Annotated in this window: 21 protein-coding genes; 8 read left to right on the forward strand and 13 right to left on the reverse strand. The window is 63.0% G+C overall.

The window, feature by feature from the left end; all coding sequences use genetic code 11:
• Positions 1–37 precede the first annotated feature (37 nt).
• The gene (apbC, locus tag UW3_RS0104300) at positions 38–1,132 is read left to right on the forward strand and encodes an iron-sulfur cluster carrier protein ApbC (RefSeq protein ID WP_010221053.1); all 1,095 of its coding nucleotides are present in this window, start codon (positions 38–40) and stop codon (positions 1,130–1,132) included.
• A gap of 162 nt (positions 1,133–1,294) precedes the next feature.
• Here the strand turns inward: apbC and UW3_RS0104305 are convergent, their stop codons facing one another.
• Positions 1,295–1,504, reverse strand: coding sequence for a cold-shock protein (locus UW3_RS0104305; protein WP_010221054.1), 210 nt, complete (start codon positions 1,502–1,504; stop codon positions 1,295–1,297).
• Positions 1,505–1,855: 351 nt separating this feature from the next.
• On the opposite strand from UW3_RS0104305, the gene dcd reads away from it, so the two are divergent.
• Positions 1,856–2,422 (forward strand): dCTP deaminase, encoded by a 567-nt coding sequence (gene dcd / locus UW3_RS0104310; protein ID WP_010221055.1) that lies wholly within the window; start codon positions 1,856–1,858, stop codon positions 2,420–2,422.
• 99 nt (positions 2,423–2,521) lie between these two features.
• The gene (locus UW3_RS0104315) at positions 2,522–2,755 is read left to right on the forward strand and encodes a hypothetical protein (protein WP_010221056.1); all 234 of its coding nucleotides are present in this window, start codon (positions 2,522–2,524) and stop codon (positions 2,753–2,755) included.
• A 3-nt stretch (positions 2,756–2,758) separates the two neighbouring features.
• On the opposite strand, the gene UW3_RS0104320 is transcribed toward UW3_RS0104315, so the two are convergent.
• The 11 genes from UW3_RS0104320 to UW3_RS0104370 all read right to left on the reverse strand — a co-directional run bounded on the left by UW3_RS0104320 (position 2,759) and on the right by UW3_RS0104370 (position 13,636).
• Complete coding sequence (locus tag UW3_RS0104320; RefSeq protein WP_010221057.1) at positions 2,759–3,523, reverse strand: ABC transporter ATP-binding protein; 765 nt, start codon at positions 3,521–3,523, stop codon at positions 2,759–2,761.
• 23 nt (positions 3,524–3,546) lie between these two features.
• Positions 3,547–4,662 (reverse strand): succinylglutamate desuccinylase/aspartoacylase family protein, encoded by a 1,116-nt coding sequence (locus UW3_RS0104325; RefSeq protein WP_010221058.1) that lies wholly within the window; start codon positions 4,660–4,662, stop codon positions 3,547–3,549.
• Positions 4,663–4,669: 7 nt separating this feature from the next.
• Positions 4,670–5,380 (reverse strand): ABC transporter permease, encoded by a 711-nt coding sequence (locus UW3_RS0104330; protein WP_010221059.1) that lies wholly within the window; start codon positions 5,378–5,380, stop codon positions 4,670–4,672.
• Positions 5,377–6,105 (reverse strand): ABC transporter permease, encoded by a 729-nt coding sequence (locus tag UW3_RS0104335; RefSeq protein ID WP_010221060.1) that lies wholly within the window; start codon positions 6,103–6,105, stop codon positions 5,377–5,379. Before UW3_RS0104335 ends, UW3_RS0104330 begins: the two co-directional genes overlap by 4 nt.
• A gap of 63 nt (positions 6,106–6,168) precedes the next feature.
• A complete protein-coding gene (locus tag UW3_RS0104340) occupies positions 6,169–6,951 on the reverse strand; it encodes a transporter substrate-binding domain-containing protein (protein ID WP_010221061.1) in 783 nt (260 codons plus the stop codon).
• A gap of 177 nt (positions 6,952–7,128) precedes the next feature.
• Positions 7,129–9,165, reverse strand: a complete 2,037-nt coding sequence (locus UW3_RS0104345; protein WP_010221062.1) for a c-type cytochrome — start codon at positions 9,163–9,165, stop codon at positions 7,129–7,131.
• A gap of 192 nt (positions 9,166–9,357) precedes the next feature.
• Complete coding sequence (locus tag UW3_RS0104350) at positions 9,358–11,799, reverse strand: penicillin acylase family protein (protein WP_010221063.1); 2,442 nt, start codon at positions 11,797–11,799, stop codon at positions 9,358–9,360.
• A gap of 178 nt (positions 11,800–11,977) precedes the next feature.
• The gene (locus UW3_RS0104355; protein ID WP_010221064.1) at positions 11,978–12,178 is read right to left on the reverse strand and encodes an SEC-C metal-binding domain-containing protein; all 201 of its coding nucleotides are present in this window, start codon (positions 12,176–12,178) and stop codon (positions 11,978–11,980) included.
• Between the two features lie 6 nt (positions 12,179–12,184).
• Positions 12,185–12,655: an LEA/WHy family protein gene (locus UW3_RS0104360; protein WP_010221065.1), complete on the reverse strand. Its 471-nt coding sequence runs from the start codon at positions 12,653–12,655 to the stop codon at positions 12,185–12,187.
• Between the two features lie 5 nt (positions 12,656–12,660).
• Positions 12,661–13,137, reverse strand: coding sequence for a YchJ family protein (locus UW3_RS0104365; RefSeq protein ID WP_010221066.1), 477 nt, complete (start codon positions 13,135–13,137; stop codon positions 12,661–12,663).
• A gap of 4 nt (positions 13,138–13,141) precedes the next feature.
• On the reverse strand, positions 13,142–13,636 hold the full coding sequence (locus tag UW3_RS0104370) for a DUF6231 family protein (RefSeq protein WP_026001193.1): 495 nt from the start codon (positions 13,634–13,636) through the stop codon (positions 13,142–13,144).
• Between the two features lie 160 nt (positions 13,637–13,796).
• Here UW3_RS0104370 and UW3_RS0104375 point away from each other — a divergent pair, with 160 nt between their 5' ends.
• From UW3_RS0104375 to UW3_RS0104390, 4 genes are all read left to right on the forward strand, one after another.
• Positions 13,797–14,489 carry a PA1041 family peptidoglycan-binding anchor lipoprotein gene (locus UW3_RS0104375; RefSeq protein ID WP_010221068.1) on the forward strand — a complete coding sequence of 231 codons (693 nt, stop codon included), beginning with the start codon at positions 13,797–13,799 and terminating at the stop codon, positions 14,487–14,489.
• Between the two features lie 97 nt (positions 14,490–14,586).
• Positions 14,587–15,306, forward strand: coding sequence for a PA1041 family peptidoglycan-binding anchor lipoprotein (locus UW3_RS0104380; protein ID WP_010221069.1), 720 nt, complete (start codon positions 14,587–14,589; stop codon positions 15,304–15,306).
• Positions 15,307–15,402: 96 nt separating this feature from the next.
• A complete protein-coding gene (locus tag UW3_RS0104385) occupies positions 15,403–15,678 on the forward strand; it encodes a DUF1145 domain-containing protein (RefSeq protein WP_010221070.1) in 276 nt (91 codons plus the stop codon).
• Positions 15,671–16,429: a hypothetical protein gene (locus tag UW3_RS0104390; RefSeq protein ID WP_010221071.1), complete on the forward strand. Its 759-nt coding sequence runs from the start codon at positions 15,671–15,673 to the stop codon at positions 16,427–16,429. The genes UW3_RS0104385 and UW3_RS0104390 overlap by 8 nt, the downstream gene beginning before the upstream one ends.
• A 71-nt stretch (positions 16,430–16,500) precedes the next feature.
• Here UW3_RS0104390 and UW3_RS0104395 read toward each other — a convergent pair whose 3' ends face one another.
• Complete coding sequence (locus UW3_RS0104395) at positions 16,501–16,959, reverse strand: CopD family protein (protein ID WP_010221072.1); 459 nt, start codon at positions 16,957–16,959, stop codon at positions 16,501–16,503.
• Between the two features lie 96 nt (positions 16,960–17,055).
• Here UW3_RS0104395 and dinG point away from each other — a divergent pair, with 96 nt between their 5' ends.
• Positions 17,056–19,200, forward strand: a complete 2,145-nt coding sequence (gene dinG, locus UW3_RS0104400) for an ATP-dependent DNA helicase DinG (RefSeq protein WP_010221073.1) — start codon at positions 17,056–17,058, stop codon at positions 19,198–19,200.
• Positions 19,201–19,279: the final 79 nt, after the last annotated feature.

Genomic DNA, 19,279 nt, shown 5'->3' on the forward strand with positions numbered 1-19,279 from the left:
TGGCCTGTTTTGCTCAGTCTTTATAACGGGAGTCTCCATGAGTGCCGTCACTCGCGCAGCCGTCGAAGCCGTACTTCGCCAGTACACCGACCCTTACCTGAACCAGGACCCGGTCAGCGCCGGCTGTGTCCAGGCCATCGATATCCAGGGCGATCGCGTCAGCGTGCAACTGCAACTGGGTTATGCCGCCGGTCTGTTCAAGAACGGCTGGGCGCAGGTTCTGCAAACGGCTGTCGAAGGTCTCGACGGGGTGGCTTCGGCGCAGGTCGAGATCACCTGCGTGATCGCCGCACACAAGGCCCAGGCGCAGATTCCGGGCCTGGCCAACGTCAAGAACATCATTGCCGTGGCGTCGGGCAAGGGCGGCGTCGGCAAGTCGACCACCGCCGCCAACCTGGCCCTGGCCCTGGCCCGTGAAGGTGCGCGGGTGGGGATTCTCGATGCTGATATCTATGGCCCGAGTCAGGGCGTGATGTTCGGTATCGCCGAAGGCACGCGGCCCCAGATCCGCGAACAGAAGTGGTTCGTGCCGCTCAAGGCCCATGGTGTCGAGGTCATGTCCATGGCCTTTCTGACCGACGACAACACGCCGATGGTCTGGCGCGGGCCGATGGTCTCCGGGGCGCTGCTGCAGCTGGTGACGCAAACGGCCTGGGACGACCTCGATTACCTGGTCATCGATATGCCGCCGGGCACTGGCGATATCCAGCTGACCCTGGCGCAGAAAGTCCCGGTGGCTGGCTCGGTCATCGTCACCACGCCGCAGGACCTGGCGCTGCTCGATGCCAAAAAGGGTGTGGAGATGTTCCGCAAGGTCAACATCCCGGTGCTGGGTGTGGTCGAGAACATGGCCGTGCACATCTGCTCCAACTGCGGTCATGCCGAGCATCTGTTCGGTGAGGGCGGCGGCGAGAAGCTGGCGGCCCAGTACGGTGTCGAGCTGCTGGCATCGCTGCCGTTGTCGATGCTGATCCGCGAGCAGGCCGACAGCGGCAAGCCGACGGCGATTGCCGAGCCGGAAAGCCAGATTGCCATGGTCTATCAGGAGCTGGCCCGTCAGGTCGGGGCGCGGATCGTGCTGCAGGAAGCAGCGGCGCCGACGATGCCGAATATCACTATCAGCGAAGATTGAGGTGATGCTATCGCTGGCAAGCCAGCTCCCACAGGTTCTGCATGCACTGGACCTTGTGGGAGCTGGCTTGCCAGCGATGGGCCACCAGACAGCCTAAAATCAAGGCATAAAAAAAGCCCCACCTGTTAAGGGCGGGGCTTTTTTCAAGCTGTAAAGCGGAAGTTAGATAACTTCTACTTCTTCAGCCTGCATGCCTTTCTGACCGCGGGTAGCGATGAAAGAGACCGCTTGGCCTTCTTTCAGGCTCTTGAAGCCGTCAGCCTTGATGGCTTTGAAGTGTACGAACAGGTCGTCACCGGATTGTGGGGTGATGAAGCCGAAGCCTTTTTCATCGTTGAACCACTTAACGGTACCGGTTTGGCGATTGGACATGGTCTGTCTCCTTGGACAAAGTTAACTACGACTCAGGAAACGCCCTGGCCGAGACTGAGTGCAAAGAGGCAGAAAATTCATGAAGATGGGTTGATCGAAATCTTGCATCAGGTAGATATTCTCAGTGACACGTGCAGCACAGTGGCGTCACCTTAACCCTTTTTCCAGAACGTGCCAATGGTCTTGTGAAGCTTTCTCATAATTCATGACTGACGGTGCTTCAGGCCCCCGCGCAGGCCCCGTCATACGTGGATCCGACGGTTGATGTCGCATGGAACTTTGAACCCGGCGCCGGGCCCGGTAAGATGCCGCACAGAATTTTTTCACCACGCAATTTCAGGACACCCCGCCATGAGCATCAAATCGGACAAGTGGATTCGCCGCATGGCGCTGGAACACGGCATGATCGAGCCTTTCGTCGAGCGCCAGGTGCGCGGTGAGAGCGACAACCGGCTGATCTCCTTCGGCGTCTCCAGCTACGGCTACGACGTGCGCTGCGCCGACGAGTTCAAGGTGTTCACCAACATCAACTCGGCGACCGTCGATCCGAAAAACTTTGATGCCGGCAGCTTTGTCGACGTCAAGAGCGACGTCTGCATCATCCCGCCGAACTCCTTCGCCCTGGCCCGCACCGTCGAATACTTCCGTATCCCGCGTAACGTGCTGACCATCTGCCTGGGCAAGAGCACCTACGCCCGCTGCGGCATCATCGTCAACGTCACCCCGCTTGAACCGGAGTGGGAAGGCCACGTGACCCTGGAGTTCTCCAACACCACCACGCTGCCGGCAAAGATCTACGCCAACGAAGGTGTGGCGCAGATGCTCTTCCTCGAATCCGATGAAGAATGTGAAGTGTCCTACAAGGATCGTGGCGGCAAATACCAGGGCCAGCGCGGCGTTACCTTGCCACGCACCTGAGGCGACAAAGCGAGGGAATTCCTCGCCCCCGGCACACTCCAATGAGTTGAACTGTTCCGCTCGGCAACACGCCAGGCGGACGTCAACCAGGAGCAACCCATGAAACTCGACCCGACCATCAGTGCCAAGCTGGCCGTGCTGCAGCCCAACAGCGTTGGGGTGCTGGCCTGGTCGTTGCTGGCACATCCGCACCCGCATAGCGTGCAGGCGGGCGGCGTGCCCGGTCAGCCTGACCCGGACACCCCCGATTCACCGCAACCGGGTGAACATCCGCCGATGGAGCCGGGCGAGCCGACCTTGCCCGACGAGCCGCCACCAGCGCCGATCGCCTGACCCCTACTTGAGGTTGCCGCTCAGGAACTGACGCAAGCGCTCGCTTTTCGGATTGCCCAGCACCTCTTCCGGCGGCCCTTGTTCCTCCACCAGGCCCTGGTGAAGGAACATCACCTGGCTCGCCACTTTGCGCGCGAAGGCCATTTCGTGGGTGACCATGATCATGGTCCGGCCTTCTTCGGCCAGGCCCTGAATCACCCGCAGCACTTCGCCGACCAGCTCCGGGTCGAGGGCCGAGGTCGGTTCGTCGAACAGCATGACTTCCGGCTCCATGGCCAGCGCCCGGGCAATCGCCACCCGTTGCTGCTGGCCGCCGGAGAGGAACGCCGGGAACTGATCCGCCACCCGCGGCGCCAGACCGACCTTGTCCAGGTAGCGGCGGGCGCGTTCTTCGGCCTCGTGCTTGCTTACCCCCAGTACCCGCCGCGGCGCCATGGCGATGTTGTCGAGTACGCTCAGGTGGCTCCACAGGTTGAAGTGCTGGAACACCATGGCCAGGCGCGTGCGCAGGCGCTGCAGCTCGTCCGGGTCGGTGACATGCAGGCCATGATGGTCGTGGGTCATGTGCACCGGCTTGCCGTCGAGGGTCATGCTGCCCTCGTTGGGTTGTTCGAGGAAGTTGATGCAGCGCAGGAAGGTACTCTTGCCCGAGCCGCTGGCGCCGATCAGACAGATCACGTCGCCGGTCTTGGCCTTGAGCGAAACGCCCTTGAGCACGTGATGCTCGCCGTAGCGTTTGTGCAGGTCTTCGATGGTCAGTTTGTACATGCGCAGGCTCTAAAGGTAAGGGTTCAAGGCGACAACAGGTAGCCGCTGCGATAGGCCTGGTTGCCTGCCACATGGGCAACGACCATACCGGCGGTGGCCATGCGCCGCAGCGAGCGGGCATAAAGCAGGCCGGGCTGGGTATTGCGCACCGGGGTTACCCGGTCGCTGAGCGGATCGATGACTTCAGCGATCAGCTCATTGGCTTGCAGGTACTGGCCCGGTTTGGCGTGAAACACCAGCAAGCCGCCCAGGGGCGTCGCCACAGGCTCCACACCGGCCAGCGGCGTTGCCGGGTAGCTCAGGGCGGGCAGGGCGGCGGGCTCGCCTTCAATGGCGCCGTAGCGGGTCAGGTAATCGAGGATTGCTGCGCAGTCCTGTTCCGCCAGTGGATGGCTGACATCGCCCTGGCCACGCAATTCGACGGTCACCGAGAAGCTGCCCTGGGGGATCGGGAACTGCTTGGCGAAACGCTGCTGCAATTGCCACCAGACCAGGGTAAAGCACTCATCGAAGGACTGGCCGCCCGAGTCGGTGGCCAGCAGGCTGGCCTGGGCTCCCAGGTAACGTGACAACGGCTCGACCTGTGGCCAGGCCTCCGGGGTGGTGTACAGGTGTGCCACGGCCTCGAAATCGCAGTGCAGGTCGAGCACCATCTCGGCATCGCAGGCCAGGCGTTGCAGGGTCAGGCGCTGGGATTGCAGCGGGGTGTGGGCGACATGGGCGTCCAGGGCGCGGCGCAGGCTTTCGCGAATCAGCGCGATGTTGTGCTGCGGGTCCTGGCTCAGGTGATCGGCGACCTGGTCGCCGACCTGGTCGCTCAGGTCGACGAAGTGGCGGTTGAAGTTTTCCCCGCTCTGCAGCTCATAACGGCCCAGTGGTACATCCATCAGCACCTGTTCCAGGCCCACCGGGTTGGCAATTGGCACCAGCACGATCTCGCGGCGCAGCAAGCCCTGGTCCTCAAGCTCAGCCAGGCGTTGCTTGAGGTGCCAGGCCACCAGCATGCCGGGCAGTTCATCGGCGTGCAGCGAGGCCTGAATGTAGATCTTGCCGGCTTGCGGGGGGCCGAAGTGGAAGCTGTGGATCTGCCGGGCAATGCCTGGAACCGGCGCCAGAATGTCGTGAGTCGAGTGATGCATATCAGTCCTAGTGTGTCGGTCCTAGAAAAGCCAGCCAGCGACGTTCGGCGAGGCGGAACAAGCCTACCAGGGCGAAGGTCACGCACAGGTAGATGGCCGCAGCGATGCTGAACGACTGAAAAGTCAGAAACGTGGCCGAGTTGGCGTCACGGGCGACCTTGAGGATGTCCGGCACGGTGGCGGTGAAGGCCACTGTGGTGGAATGCAGCATCAGGATCACTTCGTTGCTGTAGTAGGGCAGCGAGCGGCGCAGCGCCGACGGCATGATGATATAAGCATAAAGTCTCCAGCCGCGCAGGCCGTAGGCCTTGGCTGCCTCGACTTCACCATGGTTCATGCTGCGGATCGCCCCGGCGAAAATCTCCGTGGTGTAGGCGCAGGTGTTGAGGGCAAAGGCGAGGATGGTGCAGTTCATCGCGTCGCGAAAGAAGCTGTCGAGCAGCGGTTGGGCGCGCACCGCTTCCAGGCTGTAGATCCCCGTGTAGCAGATCAGCAACTGGATATACAACGGCGTGCCGCGAAACAGGTAGGTGTAGAACTGGACCGGCCAGCGAATCCAGAAGCGCGGCGACACCCGGGCTATCGACAGCGGGATCGACACCACGAAACCGATGGCCAGCGATGCGGTCAGCAGCCACATGGTCATGGCCAGGCCAGTGATGTGGGTGCCGTCGGTGTAGAGGAAGGCGCGCCAGTATTCCTGCAAGAGTTCGATCATCGGATGGCCTCCCGGGTGCCGACGTTATAGCGCCGTTCCAGCCAGCGCAGGGCGACGTTCGAGGCGCTGGTGATCAACAGATAGATGAAGGCGGCGACCACCAGGAAGTAGAACAGCTGGTAGCTGCTCTTGCCGGCGTCCTGGGCGGCCTTGACCAGGTCGGCCAGGCCGATGATCGACACCAGGGCGGTGGCCTTGAGCATCACCATCCAGTTGTTGCCGATGCCTGGCAGGGCGAAGCGCATCATTTGCGGAAAGACCACGAAGCGGAAACGTTGCAGGCGTTTGAGCCCATAGGCGGTGGCTGCTTCGACCTGGCCGCGGGGCACGGCGAGGATGGCGCCGCGGAAGGTCTCGGTGAAATAGGCGCCGTAGATGAAGCCCAGGGTGATGACCCCGGCGGCGAATGGATCGATCTCGATGTATTCCCATTCCATGGTGTCGGTCAGGGTGGTCAGCCAGGTTTGCAGGCTGTAGAAAATCAGCAGCATCAGCACCAGGTCGGGCACGCCGCGAATCAGCGTGGTGTAGGCCTGGGCGATCAGGCGTAGCGGGCGCACTGGCGAGAGTTTGGCACTGGCACCGAGCAGGCCCAGGCCAACGCTGACCAGCAGCGACATGAAGGACAGTTTGATGGTCATCCAGGTGCCCTGCAGCAGCAAGGGGCCGAAACCCTTCAAGCTGAATGCCGAGAGCCCCAGAAATTGCAGCAGGTCTTCGAACATGAACCGAACCTATGCCAGTAGACGCGAACAGGTGGGAACCGGCATGGCCGGTTCCCACATGGGTTATTTGCCGCTGTAGAGGTTCAGGTCACCGAAGTGTTTTTTCTGGATTTGGGCATAGGTGCCGTCGTCGTGTAACGCTTTGATACCTTTGTCCAGGAGCGCCTTGAGCTCAGTGTTACCTTTTTTGATACCGATGGCGGTCTTGGATGGCAGCAATTCGCTGTCGACCGGCTCGCTGACTTCGTAGTCGGCGCCTTTGGGCGACTTGAGAAAGCCCAGCTCAGCCTGGAGCATGTCCTGGATCGAGGCATCCAGGCGCCCGGAGGTCAGGTCTGCGTAGACCTGGTCCTGGTTCTGGTAGGCCTGGGTCTTGACCCCGGCCTTGTCCAGCACGGCTTTGGCGTAGGCTTCCTGGATAGTGCCCTGCTCGTAGCCGACGGTCTTGCCCTTGAGCGAGGCCGGGTCGGCGGTCAGGCCGGAACCTTTCTTGAACACCAGGCTGGTGGGACCGGAGAACAGCTCATTGGAGAAATCGATGACTTTCTCCCGCGCCGGGGTAACGGTCATCGACGAGATTACACCATCGAACTTGTTGGCCTTGAGCCCTGGAATCATGCCGTCGAAGTCGCTTTCCACCCACTTGCACTTGACCTTGAGCTCAGCACAGATGGCATTGCCCAGGTCGATGTCGAAGCCCACCAGGGTACCGTCGGCGGCCTTCGATTCGAATGGTGCATAAGACGGATCAACGCCGAAGCGCAGCTCCTTGTATTCCTTGGCCAGGGTATTCCCCGCAGCCAGACACAACGCGAGTGCGGAAAGCGTCAGCCATGCTTTTTTCATTGTGTGTCCTTGGATTCGCAAAGTGTTGGGGTGGCACAAAGCCGTTACCGGTCGATGCCAGACAACACAGTGATAGCAAGTTTCACACCATATTCCAGCCGGCCCCCACAATGGATCGGTGTATGCATGATCCTGTGGGAGCTGGCTTTGCCAGCGATGGGCTGTAGCGCGGCGCTTTTAGTAGCGCGCATCCACCGGTTTGCCACCGTTGGGCCAATCCTTGACCTTGTCCGGGAAGTCCGGCCGTGGTTGCTGCGAGAACCAGGCCGCGACATCCACCGCCTCCTGATCACTCAAGCCACCCTGGCCCAATGGGAACTTCTCGTGGAAGCCAATCGGCATGTTGCGTTTGACGAATGCTGCGGCGGTATAGGTGCGGGCCATGCCGGCGCCGATGTTGAACGACTGCTCGCCCCACAGTGGCGGGTACACCAGGCTGCCGTCTTCACGGGCCAGGCCCTCGCCATTGCTGCCATGGCACACCGCACATTGTTCGGCATACACCTGCTTGCCGTTGTCCAGGTCCGGCTTGATCGCGGTATCGATCTTGCCGACCCCGCGTCCGGCCACTTTGTCGCCCGGCAGGGTGTTCATCTTCATCCAGTCGAAGTAGGCCACCATCGCCTGCATGTCCGCTGATTGCGGCGGTAGCGGTTTACCATTCATCGAACGACGGAAGCAGCCGTTGATGCGCTCTTCGAGGGTGACTTCCTTGCCCGCCCGCGGTGCGTAGCTGGGGAAGAATGCCGAGACGCCGACAAACGGCGAACCATCGGCCACGGTGCCGGCGTTGAGGTGGCAACTGGTGCAGTTCAGCGCGTTACCGACGTTGTTCGGCAGCAACTCGCGGGTTTGCAGGTGCAGGCGCATGCCACGGATGACCTGGTCGGCGTTGGCGGCAGCCAGCAGGTTGGCCAGGCGAGGGGTTTCAAATGCCGTCGAGTCGGTGGTCTGCGGGTTGAGTTGCTCACGCAGTGTCTTCACCTGCTTGGCAGTGATCGGCGAGCTGTTGTTGCCCCAGCGATTGCGCACGAAACTCAGGATCTCGGCGATCTCTTCATCGGCCAGGCGCGCAAACCCCGGCATGGTGTAGACCCGCGAATGGGTGGCGGTCTGCGCGGTCTCCCAGCCGGTGAGGGTGATGTGCAGCAAGGAGGTCGGATTGGCCGAGGCGATGCTCGGGTTGCCGGCCAATGGCGGGAACAGGCCCTTGACCCCGCGCCCGTCGGGGCGGTGGCAGTCGCTGCAGAACTGGGTGTAGCCCAGGCCGCCACGGCTGCTGAACAGGTCATCCGGTGCTGCAGCTGCCAGCGGGATGTCCGGCATCGGCAGGTCGTCCTTGCCCGGCGGCAGGGACTTCAGGTAGCTGGCGATGGCAATCAGGTCGCCATCACTGAAGTGCTGGGTACTGTGATGGATCACGTCGGCCATGTTGCCCGACACCGTGGCGAAGCGGTTCTGCCCGGTCTTGAGCAGTTGCACGGTGTCGTCGACGGTCCACAGGTTGCGCAGGCTCAGGGCGCGCCAGTGCTCAACGGTTTCGCCGGCGAGGAAGTGCTTGCCGCTGCGACCGGCGTCGCTCATGGCTTTTTCCTGGAAGGCGATGCCGCGTGGGGTGTGGCAGGCACCACAATGACCCAGGCCTTGCACCAGGTAGGCACCACGATTGAGCACCTCATCCTTGTTGGGGTCGGGCTCGAAGGGCTGGGTGTCGACGAAGGCGAAGTTCCACAACGACAAGCCCCAGCGCATGTTGAACGGCCAGCTCATGTCCGCTTCCTGGTTGGTCTGGCTGATCGGCGTCACACCGTGCATCAGGTAGGCATAAAGGGCGCGCATGTCCTCTTCGCTCATTTTCGCGTAGGACGGGTAGGGCATTGCCGGGTAGAGGTTGGTACCGTCCGGGGTAACACCTTCGCGCATGGCCTTGTCGAACTGTTCAAAACTGTAGCGGCCGATACCGGTGTCTGGATCGGGGGTGATGTTGCTCGAATAGATGGTGCCCATGGGCGTTTGCAGTTGCAGGCCGCCGGCCATTTGCGGCGCTTGCGGGGCGGTGTGGCAGGCGATGCAGTCGCCCAGTTGGGCGATGTACTTGCCGCGGGCAAGCAGTTCGGGGTCGGCCGCCGCTGCCGGGGGCGGCTCACTGGCGAGTGCACAGAACGACAACACGGTCGTGGCCACCAGGGCCAGACTGGAGAAGGCAGATGCCATTGCATTATTCCTTTAATCACCTGGCGTGGGGTGGTCCCCTGGGCGCAGGGCTGCAATCGTTTTTATGGTTCATCAGGCAGAGGCTGGTAACGAAACCGGCCTCAGTTTCGTTGTAATGGATTTGGTGGCGGGGGCTGTTGATATGGATCAGCGCAGCCGGCATTGCACCGGCTGCGGGTGGTTGTACCGGGGTTACTTGCCCGGCACCAGGGTCAGGCGCTTGCTGCCATAGGCGCGGTCGAAGTTTTGCGGCTGCACCGGCAGGCTCATGTAGCGGCCTTTGAACCAGGCATCCAGGCCGTCGGCAAAGTGCGGGCTGGCCGGGTTGCCGGACTGGCCGCTGCTGCTTTGCAGTTGCAGCGGTTCGACCTGGCCGAAGTCCACCACCATGCGCAGCGACGGTGCCAGTTGCGCGTTGAAGTCCTTGCCCCAGGCGTAGGGCGCCAGGTTCAGGGTACTGTGGTCACCACCGCTGGCCAGCGGGCCGCGGCTGACGGTATCACCCAGGCCGTGGAAGGTCGGTACCGGCCAGCGGTACTGGTGCAGCTTGCCCCATTGCCAGGCGCGGTGGTCATTGCCCAGTTGCGCTTCGCCGGCGCTGACGGCCGCAGCGAGGCTGCGGGCAAGAATGGTCGGTTTGTCTTCTTTTTGCGCGGTTTTCTGATCGTCCCAGAATGGGCTGTCTTCGCGACCGAGCAGGTGGTCGGCCTGGGCCGAATAGGACAACCGGGCATTGCCGACGAACGCCTGCCAGGCCAGGCTGGATTCGGGGCCCAGCTCGTCGAGGAAGGTCAGTTTTGCGCTTTCCTGCAGGAACAGTTCGTACAGGGCGGCATCTGCCGATGTGCTGCTCAGCCGGCCGTCAAAGGCCATCAGCCGGGTGTAAGCCTCACGGGCCCTGGTCCGCTGATCGGCGGGCAGGGCGTCGATCGCCTGCTTCAGGGGCTGGGCCATGCCGGGCGCTTCGAACATCTTTTTCAGCTTGTCGGCAAACAGCGTGGTCTGGTCGTTCTGCATCAGGATCAGGCTGCGGCTGTCATGTTTGCCATTGCCGGCCAGTTGCGCCAGGCGCTCGGCGCGCTCGGGGTAGTACCAGCTGTTGGACAGCTGCATGCCGTAGCCTTTGGGCACACTGCGCTGGTTGGCATTGCCAAGCCAGCCCTGGGGTGGGTCCTGGTCGTAGGGATGGAGCATCGGGTCGGCGTAACCGTCCCAGTCGTAGCGTCCGTCCCAGCCCGGCGACGGCAGCAGGCCCTGGCCTTCGCGGCGGTTGGGGAAGCGTCCGCTGACTTGCCAGCCGATATTGCTGGCGTCGGCAAAGACGAAGTTCAGCGCCGCGGCGCCGATCTCGCGGGTGTTGTCGAACGCGTGCTCGACTTTCTGCGCCCGCGACAGGTTGAAGAAGGCGTCCAGGCTCTGGTCGCCCTTGAACTCGGGCATGCGCAAGGCCAGGCCCAGGCTTGCATTCTGCGGCTGGCCGAGCAGGGTGCCGTGGCGGGTGTCGTACAGGGTCTCACGCAGCGGGCGCTGGCCCTTGATGAAGAAGGTCTCGTTGCGGGCCTGGGCCGGCAGCCATTTGCCGTCGGCCTGGTACATCAAGCGGTTGCCTTCCTTGCGCAGTTTTTCCAGGAACAGGTCCTGGTTGTCGGCCATCACCGCGCTGGCACTCCAGGCCAGCTTGCCGTTGTAGCCGGACAGCACCAGCGGCAGGCCGGCAATCGACACGCCAGCGGCCTGGTACTTGGGCGAGCGGATCTGCACCGGGCTCATGGCCCAGGCACCGAGGGTATCGCTGGCCATCAGGCTCTTGCCGCTGCGGCTGCGCTGCGGGGCAATCGCCCAGTTGCTGGCGCCGGCCGTGCCGAGCAGGTTGAGCGCGGCCAGTTGCTCGCTGGCCGCGGTCAATGGCGCCAGGCCCGCGAGCTGGCTATTCAGGTTAAGGCCTTTGAGCTTGTCGGTTTCGGCCAGGGCCAGGGGCTCGTCAGGATAGCTGGGCAACAGCCAGGCCAGTTTGTCGGTGCCGACTTTCTGCGCCAGGCCCAGGGCTGCGAGTTCTTCCTGCAGGTTGACCGACTGGCTGAAGGTGTACAGGCAGAAGATCAGCGCCGAGTCCTCGGGCTTCCAGTATTCCGGGCGGTAGCCGCTCTGGGCCAAGGGGGCCGGCAGCTTGTCGCGGTAGCGGAACAGGTAGGCGTTGACGCCGCGGGCATACACCTCGAAGAAACGCTTGAGCCGTGGTGAGGCATCGGCATACAGCTGGTTGGCGCTGGCCTTGAGATTGGCCGCGCGCATCAGGCGGTCGACTTCCAGCACATCGGCGCCGGCCATTTCCGCCAGGCGGCCTTGAGCCAGCAGGCGCATGCCGACCATCTGCCCGATACGGTCGCCGGCGTGGACATAACCCAGGGCGAACAGCGCATCGTGGAAGTTGCTCGATTCGATCAGCGGCATGCCCATGGCGTTGCGGCGTACTGAAACATTCTGCGCCAGGCCCTTGAGCGGCTGCACGCCTGTAGCAGGCAGCACGCTGTCACGCTGGCCGGCCATCTGGCAGCCGCTCAGGCTCAATAGCCCGAGCATCACAGCGGCTACGCCGAACCGGGGGGTAAAAGGGGGAAGGGCTGGCGCGGCCATGATCAGGCTCCTGCAGGGCGTGGCGGTAAAAGGCGCTACGTTAGTGAGCGCGATCACACCATGCAAGCGGGGCGCCGCCTTTATTTTCAGCAGTTGACGAGGCGTCGATCCTGCCGGGAGGGGCTAGCGGCCGCACCTGTGCTGGGCACAAGCGCCGGCCACTGCTACAAGGCCGCTATCAGGCCCCGTGGCACTTCTTGAACTTCTTGCTGCTGCCGCATGGGCACGGATCGTTGCGGCCGACGTCCTTCAGGGCGTTGCGCACCGGCTCCTGGTGGCCGTGGTTGCAGTGCGGGCCGTGTACATGGCCGTGGTCATGGTCGTGATGATCATGATCGTGGTTGCAGTCAGGGCCATGGACATGGGGTTGCTGGGTCATCTTGGGTTACTCCGGAATAAGATCGCCGGGAATTATCTCACCACTGCGCGACAAGTGCAGGTCGCGGGCGAAGAATAATCCGCTGCTCAGTTCACCTTCCAGGCGATAGCGCAGTGGACCTTGGCTGCCTTTGAGCAATTTTGCCAGGGGTTTGACCTGCTGCCAGAGGTTGGTGCGCACCGGGATCTTGAAGGTGCGCCGCGCGTGGGCGCCGACGCTGCGCCAGAGGCTGGCTTCACCTGCGGTCAGCGCCAGGTCGTTGATCAGCACCTTGTAGCTCAGGTAACGGATGAACAGACGGCTGTCGTTGGGGTTGTCGACCTGCACATGGAGCACGAACTCCTGTTGCAGCAGGCGCATCTTTACCGGTTCCACCTTGAGCAGGTGCACCTGCGGGTCTTGATAGTCCGCGTCCAGCCAGCTGGCGCACCCCACCAGTTGCAGGAGCAGAGCGCCAATCAGCAACAGGCGGGCCATCAGGCTCAGCTACCCAGGTAACTGGAGCAGCACTTCTTGAATTTCTGCCCGCTGTTGCACGGGCAGGGGTCGTTGCGCGTGGCCTTGAGGCTGACAGTGGGGTCGATGAAGTACCAGCGGCCCTGGTTCTGTACGAAGGCTGAGCGTTCGCGATGGCAATGCTCGCCGTCGTTGTCGTGCCAGCGGGCGGTGAAGGTTACGAACGCATGTTCAGGCTTGCCGCCGAACACCTCGGCGCTTTCCACCTCAAGGCCCAGCCAGGTGCTTTGCTGGCTCCAGGCCTTGATCGCTTCGCGATCGAGCCCGGCCTGCTGCGCCGGCAGGGTGGTGGCTACCAGGTAGTCGACCAGCCCCAGCACGTAGGCGCTGTAGCGCGAACGCATCAGGGTCTGCGCGTCGGGGGCGGGAAGCCCTGCGTGATAATGCCCGCAACAGGTATCAAGCAGATCGCCGCTACCGCAGGGACAAACCGAGACACTCATTGCTTCACCACCAGTACTTGCCAAAATTTTCCGGGTTGGCCCAGAACTTGGCATTGAGCCAGTCCGGGACCTGTTTGTATTCATGTAGATCATAGGTGAACAGGTTTAGAACCTGCGCATCCCGTTGGAATTTTTCGCTGGCCTGCAGGGCCAGGGCGAAAAAATCGGTTTCCTGCCAGCCGCAGGCGCTCAGGTCGGCCAGTACCGCCACGCGGCTGGCGTTGAGGTTACGGATCCCCCCCAGCAACTGCAGACCGTCACGTTTGGGCAGATGCTCCAGGCAATCGACCAGCAGCGCCAGGTCGAAGCGTTGCGCCGCCAGCTCCCCAGGCAGCGGGCCGGGGCTGGCCACGGCGATTTGCACATGCGGATGGGCCTGGGCGAACGCCTCCAGTGCCGGAAATCGCTCACCTATCAATAGCAGCCGCTGTGGCGCATAGCGATCGAGCAGGGCGGCAAGGGCCTGTTGCGGGGTGCGCTGGGAAAAGCCGTCCATCATCGGGAATCCTCGGTCAGATCGGGCAAGATTAACGGTCTGGCGTCCCTTGGCATAGTGCCGCAGCGCCGCATCATGGCCTATTGCTGGCGGATATCAATGAGGCGGTCTTTACTCCCAGAGCATCGGTTTTGCACCGATTCCCCCTAGGAGATGCAACAAAATGAGCATAGTACGCACAGCATTACCTCTGGTTCTGCTAACCAGCGTGTTGACTGGTTGTGCAGGTTTGCAAAAAACCGACTGGCCGAAGTGTGCTGCCGTCGGGGGTGTAGGCGGCGCAGCCCTGGGCGCCATCGAGAGTTCCAGCTGGGCTGGCTGGGGCGCGTTGCTCGGCGCAGGCATGGCGGCGGGCTATTGCTGGGCCCATGGCGATGGCGACGAAGACGGTGATGGCGTGCCGGACAGCCGCGACAAATGCCCGGGTACCCCGCGAGGGGTACAGGTCGATGCCAACGGTTGTCCGCCAGAACCCGTGGCCGTGGTCGAAGAAGTGGCCGTGGTCAAGGAAGAGGTCATCGTCATCCGCGATGTTCACTTCGAGTTCGACTCCGCCAAACTGACCGCTGCTGACAAGGAGCGCCTCAATACCATTGCCACGCGCTTGAAAAGCGAAGCGGCGAACGCTCGCTTGAGTGTCACCGGCCATACCGACAGCAAAGGCTCTGATACCTACAACCAGAAACTCTCGGAACGCCGTGCCCATTCGGTCACCGAGTACCTGATCGAGAGCGGTGTGCCACGCGCCAGCTTCGTCTCGGTGCAGGGCGCGGGTGAAACCCAGCCGGTTGCCGACAATGCCACCGCCGAGGGTCGGGCACAGAACCGTCGTACGGAAATTCGTATCGAGCGCTGAAACGCCGACGGACCGCGGCCTGCGGCTTGAGAAGTACTGCAGGCCGGTCTTTACTCCTGTGTGACCGGTAGAGGCCGGTGACACAGGAGCAATTCTCATGAGTGTTCTCTCCAAGGCCACACTGCCGGTCCTTCTGGCCGCAAGCCTGCTCTCCGGTTGCGCGACCCACAGCGATGGCAGCGCCCCACTCAATCAAAGGACCTGGCCTATCTGCAGTCTGCTTGGCGGTCTGGTCGGTGGCGGCCTGGGGGCCATCGAAAGTTCTGCCTGGGCAGCTGGCGCCGGTGCTGCCGGTGCGATTGCCGGCGGCTTGATCTGTTATGCCCAGGATGGTGATGAAGACGAAGACGGGGTGTTCGATCGTCGTGACCGTTGCCCCGACACGCCGGCCAATACCCCGGTCAGCCACACCGGTTGCCCGTCGCCGCAGTACCCGGTGAGCCAGAAGGCGCCGGAGCCTGCAGCCACCTCGCAGGTCATCACCCTCAGCGATCAGGGGGCCGTGATGTTCGCCTCTGATTCGGCGCAGTTGACCAGTGCGGCCCAGCAACAATTGCAGGCGCTGGGCAGCAAGCTCAATGGCGCCAATGTGGTCAGCGTCAAGGTCATCGGCCACACCGATAGCCAAGGCTCCGATGCCTACAACCAGGCACTCTCCGAGCGGCGCGCGAGCAGCGTTGCCGAGTACCTGATCAGTCAGGGGCTGGCACCGTCGAAAGTCACCAGCCAGGGGCGCGGCGAGAGCCAGCCCATCGCCGAAAACGACACCGACGCCGGCCGCGCGCAAAATCGCAGGGTGGAACTGCACCTTAATTGATCGAGCCACTGGCACAAGGAGCGTGTCAGCCGTTACTGTTGCAGGCGATGCCGGCGTGGCTGGCATCGCCACCGAAAAATAACAACGGGGGCGCCTATGCAAGGCTTACTGGGGCTGGCCAAGGCCCTGACCGTGGTGTTCTGGTGGGTGGTGCTGGTGAATCTGCTGATTCCCCTGGAGCATCCCTTCCACCTGCTGATCAATGCCGCCGGTGCCGCCCTGCTTGGCCTGCATCTGCTGGAAGTGTTGATGTTCAATGGTTGCTTGCGCACGCGCAGCCATCGTTGGTTCGATCGCTTGCAGATCCTGCTGGTGGGTATTTTTCATGTCCTTTCGATTCCTGCACCCCGCAAGGAAGCTGCTCATGCGTAAATTGATCATTCTGGCTGCGTTGTTCAGCCCCCTGGCCCTGGCCGATGCCATTAGCGTGGCGAGCCATTCGGTGCTGCGCTTGCCGAACAAGTCCAGCGTCGTGCATTTGCAGCGCCTGGAGGTTGCGGATTCCGCCACGTTGTTGCTGCCAGCCAGCCTGGTCGACTTCAAAATCGATGAGTTGCACCTGGGGCATGACGCGCGGATTGCCATCGTGCCGGCCGACACCACCTTGCAGATCGAGGTGAGCCGGGCCAGTTTGGGCGAGGGTAGCCAGATTGTCGCCCATGGTGCGCCGGGGACCTATGAAAAGGCGGCGAAGGCTGGGCGCAACCTGGCGTTGCAGTTGCATGAACTGCAGGCCTCGACGCTGGCCATTGATGCCCGTGGCGGGGCCGGTGCTCCGGGATACGTCGGGCTCGATGGCGCCAACGGCAAGCCGGGAGGTTGCACCTGGGGCCAGGCCAGCCGCGGGGCCAATGGCGACAATGGCGGCAATGGCCATGACGGCGCGCCTGGTGGCCGGGTACGGCTGGCGCTGCCGGCGGATTTCCCGGCCGAGCGCATCGTGGTTCAGGTCGATGGCGGCGCGCCAGGTGTAGCAGGGGCCGCCGGCAAGCCGGGGGCCGGTGGCGCGAGCAAGGGCTGCCTGGTTTACAGCACCGCTGGCGGTGCCGCGGGCAAGCCGGGTGTGGCAGGCCAGCCAGGTTTGCCCGGGGCGGCTGGGGAGTTGATTCTGCAGCGCCTGTAAAAATACACGCCGACCCTGTGGGAGCCGGCCTTGCCGGCGATGGGCTGCGTAGCAGCCCCCCAGGCTTCAATTCACCACAACACTCCACCCGACAACACCACTGCGATCCCCAGCATCAGGTTGATCCCGACCATCCGGCGAATCCTCGCCATGACCGCCGCGCCCGCAGGCCAGTCTTCGGCCTGCACCGCCTTGCGCAGTTCCGGGTACAGCAACGACTGGATACGAAAGAACAGGGCGAACATCGCAATCGCGCCACCGATCATCACCTGAACATGCCGCGGTGTCGTCTCGAAGCTGGCAAAACGGGTATTGATCATGATCACACCGCTGATCGCCAGCACCGCGATCGCGATCCACACCCACACGAAAAAACGCTGAAACACTTCCACCCACAGGCGCAGACGAGCGGGGCCATCCAGGGCTGCAACCGCCGCAGGGCGCAGGATCAGCCAGGCAAAGAACATCCCCCCGACCCACACCAGGGCGGCCAGAACATGCAGGCTATAAGGAAGGGCAAAGATGGGCATGGGGATCTCCATTCGGCGCAAAGGGCAATAGCGGGGTATGATAGCGACCCAACCGAAACACTGAAAATTTATCCAGCCCTTCGGGCGCCCGACACCATGATCAGCAACGAACTCAAAACCACGATTCAGGGCGCCTATTCGCGTTTTCTAGAAGCCAAGAGCCTCAAGCCCCGCTATGGCCAGCGCCTGATGATTGCCGAAGTGGCCAAGGTGCTCGGCGATATCGACTGCGACGACGAAGGTCGGCGCGTCGGTGAACCGGCTGTGGTCGCGGTCGAGGCCGGCACCGGTACCGGCAAGACGGTGGCCTATAGCCTGGCCTCGATTCCTGCGGCCAAGGCGGCCGGCAAGCGCCTGGTAATCGCCACCGCCACGGTTGCCCTGCAGGAGCAGATCGTCTTCAAGGACCTGCCCGACCTGATGCGCAACAGCGGCCTGAATTTCAGCTTCGCCCTGGCCAAGGGCCGGGGCCGCTACCTGTGCCTGTCGAAACTCGACCTGCTGCTGCAGGAAGGCCAGGCACAGTCGGCCACTGCCCAGCTATTCGAAGAAGAAGGCTTCAAGATCGAAGTCGATGAGGCCAGCCAGAAGCTGTTCACCAGCATGATCGAGAAGCTCGCCGGCAACCGCTGGGATGGCGACCGTGACAGCTGGCCCCAGGCCCTGGAAGACCAGGACTGGGCGCGCCTGACCACCGACCATAGCCAGTGCACCGGCCGCCATTGCCCGAACTTCCAGCAGTGCACCTTCTACAAGGCCCGCGAAGGCATGGGCAAGGTCGATGTGATCGTCACCAACCATGACATGGTCCTGGCTGACCTGGCCCTGGGCGGCGGCGCCGTGCTGCCGGACCCGCGCGACACCATTTATGTGTTCGACGAAGGCCACCACCTGCCCGACAAGGCCATCGGCCACTTCGCCCACTACACCCGTTTGCGCTCGACCGCCGACTGGCTCGAGCAAACCGCCAAGAACCTGACCAAACTGCTGGCCCAGCATCCACTGCCCGGCGACCTGGGCAAACTGATCGAGCAGGTGCCGGAGCTGGCCCGCGAGATCAAGGCCCAGCAACAGTTCATGTTCAGTGCCTGCGAGCAGGTCGCCGATTTCCGCCCCGGCGAAGACATGGAAGGCCGCGAGCGGCCCCGTCATCGCTTCGAAGGCGGGGTGGTCCCCGAGCACATGCGCGAGATGGGCATCGAGCTGAAAAAGGGGTTCTCGCGCCTCAACGACCTGTTCACCCGCCTGACCGAGCTGCTCAAGGAAGGCATGGACGGCGAAGTCAACATCGGCATCGCCAGCCATCAGGCCGAGGAGTGGTACCCGTTGTTCGGCAGCCTGTTGATGCGTGCCCAGGGCAACTGGGAACTGTGGACCGCCTTCACCGCCGAGGACCCGGAAGACAGCCCGCCCATGGCCCGCTGGTTGACCCTGGCGGAAAGCGGCGCGCTGTTCGACATCGAGGTCAATGCCAGCCCGATCCTCGCCGCCGAAATGCTCCGGCGCAACCTGTGGAGCGTCGCCCATGGCGCCCTGGTGACCTCGGCCACCCTCACTGCGCTGGGCAAGTTCGATCGTTTCCGCATGCGTGCCGGGCTGCCCAAGACTGCGGTCACCAGCGTCGTGCCAAGCCCCTTCCACCACACCGATGCCGGCGTGCTGCGGGTGCCGGACCTGCGCGCCGACCCGCGCGATGCCGCCGCCCACACTGCGGCGATCATCCGCGACCTGCCGGAGCTGGTGGAAGGTTCGCGCGGTTCGCTGGTGCTGTTTTCTTCGCGCAAGCAGATGCAGGACGTGTTCGACGGCCTGGACCGCGACTGGCGCAAGCAGGTGTTCATCCAGGGCAACCTGTCCAAGCAGGAAACCCTCAACAAGCACAAGGCGCGGGTCGATGGCGGTGATTCCAGCGTGCTGTTCGGCCTGGCCAGTTTCGCCGAAGGCGTCGACCTGCCGGGCGCCTATTGCGAGCACGTGGTGATTGCCAAGATTCCGTTCGCGGTGCCGGATGATCCGGTCGAGGCAGCCCTGGCCGAATGGATCGAGGCCCGGGGCGGCAATCCGTTCATGGAAATCGCCGTGCCGGATGCCTCGCTGCGGCTGATCCAGGCCTGCGGGCGCCTGCTGCGCACCGAAGAGGATCGCGGCACCATCACCCTGCTTGATCGGCGCGTGGTCACCCAGCGCTACGGCAAGGCTATTCTCAATGCGTTGCCACCGTTTCGCAGAGAAATTTCCTGAAACCCGGAGCGCAATGCTCCGGGCGTTGTCTATCACTCAGTTCAAGGCCCTATGGGCCCTCAAGGAGAGCTCCAGCCCT

The sequence above is a fragment of the Pseudomonas donghuensis genome, from assembly GCF_000259195.1.
Lineage (GTDB): Bacteria > Pseudomonadota > Gammaproteobacteria > Pseudomonadales > Pseudomonadaceae > Aquipseudomonas > Aquipseudomonas donghuensis.